Below are 3012 nucleotides of genomic sequence, written 5' to 3'. Positions count from 1 at the left end.
ATAATAACTGCCCCCACCTGAGTTGAGCGATCTTTTGACCAAGTCGCAACTTCTCTGGCAAGCTTCAAATAACGTGTATCCCATTTACCGGACATTTCTTTTACCTGCTTTCTGATACCCTATGAATTAGCCGATCACTTTATCTTTAATTAACAGGTTTCATTATATCTATGACAAGTTGCCCATCATAATTTACGGATTTATCGTGTTCTATCAGTACCCCCTGACAAAAGGCTTTAAAGAACGAGCAATAAACTATAGCGCAATGATAGCTGTTATAACGTTTTCATTCCATATAATTAGCATTATTGCCGGGCATAATTTACAAACCTACTTTGATATACCAATAGGTGCTGATTTTGTTGCTTTTTACACTGGAGGAAGCTTTTACAATCAAGGCATACTTGAAAAAGCCTATGTATTAGCCCCTGAAATGTATTTTCCGGAACAATTCAAGTTTCAACGGGAGTTGATAGCAGATGACTATCTTGGTCACAGCCCCTTTATTAACCCACCTTATGCGGCATTAATTTATGCACCTTTTGCAATGCTGGATTACATACCTGCTTATATTACATGGACTATTCTGAACATCCTATTAGTAATACTTTCGGTAAAATTAATCCGTTCAGAATTACCTATATTCCAGCGTATATCTCTTCCAAAAGTTTTTTTTGCGTGTTTTCTTTTCTACCCAACAGTAGCTTGCTTTTTATATGGTCAAGCAACGCCAATTATTTTAACACTTTATTGTCTCTGTTATGTGTCTCTTAGACGGAGACAAGATTTTAAAGCTGGATTTTATCTTGGGCTACTAGCCTTTAAGCCTCAGTTAGCAATAGCTGTTGCGCTTGTACTGTTATTAAAGTGGCGTATTAATGCTCTTCTAGGCGGCGCGCTTTCCCTTTCTGCATCCTTAGCCATTGGCTTCATCTTCATGCCAAATGAAATGGTTGCCTATATGGATCTGAGCCCCAAGCTTCTTGATTTTCTCAGAAGTCCAGCCTATCCGACCCAAGGTATCGATTCCTTTTTTGGCTTCTCTGTCTTTCTTTTTGAGAACATAAGTCCACTGCTTACTGACATCAGTACCTATATCCTAACCGCGATAACAATCATCTTATTGGTTAAGCTGTGGTGGAAAAGCCCTTGGCTCGAAGACACCCCCAAATGGGATCTATCAATGGCCGTAACTTTTTGCTGGGGCTTACTGATAAGCCCTCATCTTTTCTATTATGATTTAATGTTGTTACTACTTCCCGGCGCGATTATGATCCAATATATTCCCCGGTTATATGCACAAGATGACAAAATACTATTATGGACCACAATGCTTTGGGCCATTAGTTACTTAGGAAGCCAAATTTCAGATGCTCAAGCAAACCTTCTTTCTTACCTTGAACTCCCTGAAATTGCTCTACAACTCAGCACCCCAATTATCTTTTATTGGGGTTACGCCATATACAAAACCATAAATAAAACCAAAGCTCTATGACAACAGAACAAAGTTTTCTTTTCGCGCTTTTTGGGTCGGTATTCATTCTCTTGATTTGGGGGAAGATCAGATATGACCTTGTGGCCTTTGGGGCGCTTGTTATTGCTGTCATCGCTGGGTTCGTAACACCGGATGAAGCTTTTTCAGGGTTTGGACATCCTGCTGTTGTGATCATTGCCCTTGTGTTGATTGTCTCTCGGGGGTTAATCAACTCAGGAGCGGTCGAACTGATTTCAGGTATCGTACTGTCATCAAATCGCCCACTACCTTTTCATATCGGGATCATGTCAGTGGTTGGCGCCGCGTTATCGGCCATCATTAATAATGTTGCCGCCCTCGCACTCTTGATGTCATTGGATCTTGAGGCCGCTGAGAAGGCAAAGCGAGCGGCAGCACTTAGCCTCATGCCCTTATCATTTGCCACTATTCTAGGAGGCATGATCACTTTAATAGGAACTCCGCCCAATATAGTCATCGCTCAATACAGAGAACGTGTTCTTGGCGAAAGCTTTAGCATGTTCGATTTTGCTCCTGTTGGACTATGTGTTGCAGTCGCCGGTATTATTTTTGTCGCCTTGATTGGCTGGCGCTTAATTCCAAACCGTGATCGCCCAGGAAGTATTCACAGTGCCGAAGATACGGACCTTTTTGTTGCCGAGGCTCAAGTCCCTGAAGAATCAAAATCGATAGGTTCGCTCGTCAGGGACCTTTATTCTCTTGCAGGTGAACATGACATAACCGTTCTTGGACTGGTTCGAAGAGGCCGACGCTTACCCGGTTTTGCGCGCTATGAAGAAATCCGAAAAGATGATCATTTGGTTCTTGAAGGGGATCCAAAGTCTATCGAATCATTTCTAGGTGTCGCACAACTCGATTTTGCAGGTAAAGATAAACATGAAGTAGGTTTAACAAGCTCATCTTTAAAACTAACCGAAGTTATCGTGCCGGACGGCGCCAGAGTAGAAGGAAAGTCGAGCAATAGCTTAAAACTTCTATCGCGTCATGGAGTGACTCTATTGGGCGTTTCAAGGCAAGGAAAACGATTTAGAGAACGTGTGAGAAAGTTAACCATCCAAAGTGGAGACATGCTGCTTTTACTCGGACCGGAAGACCGACTGTCAGAGGTTACCACATGGCTTGGCGTTCTACCCCTTGCAGAAAAACAACATTCAGTAATTCAACGGAAAAAAGCCTCTATGGCAATCGGCCTTTTTCTCGGCGCGATAGCCCTTTCGGTCGCGGGCTTGGTCTATCTTCCCGTCGCACTGGCTGGCTGTGTTATAGCCTTTGCTGCACTGGGTATTGTCTCTGGACGAGAAGTTTATGAAAGCATCGAGTGGAAAGTGATTGTTCTTCTTGCCTCGCTTATTCCACTTGGCATTGCTTTGGAGAATTCTGGCGGCACCAAACTTATCGCAGAATTGATCGTTGCTCAAACCGCAGGTTGGCCACATTGGGGTATATTGACAGTCTTGATTGTTGTCACCATGACCTTGTCAGATTTTCTGAACAATGTC

At 42.9% G+C, this 3012-nt stretch carries 2 protein-coding genes; both read left to right on the top strand.

What is annotated here, in order from left to right; translation table 11 throughout:
- Positions 1-205: 205 nt before the first annotated feature.
- Positions 206-1495, top strand: coding sequence for a glycosyltransferase family 87 protein (locus tag Q0241_RS22465; protein WP_299381665.1), 1290 nt, complete (start codon positions 206-208; stop codon positions 1493-1495).
- Positions 1492-3012 (top strand): SLC13 family permease (locus tag Q0241_RS22460; RefSeq protein ID WP_299381662.1); only part of this gene is annotated, 1521 nt, incomplete at its 3' end. The genes Q0241_RS22465 and Q0241_RS22460, both read left to right, overlap by 4 nt.

The sequence above is a fragment of the uncultured Kiloniella sp. genome, assembly GCF_937128705.1.
In the GTDB taxonomy this organism is placed as follows: domain Bacteria; phylum Pseudomonadota; class Alphaproteobacteria; order Kiloniellales; family Kiloniellaceae; genus Kiloniella.
The sequence above is the reverse complement of the archived record's forward strand: the minus strand, read 5'-3'. Positions and strand labels throughout refer to the sequence as shown.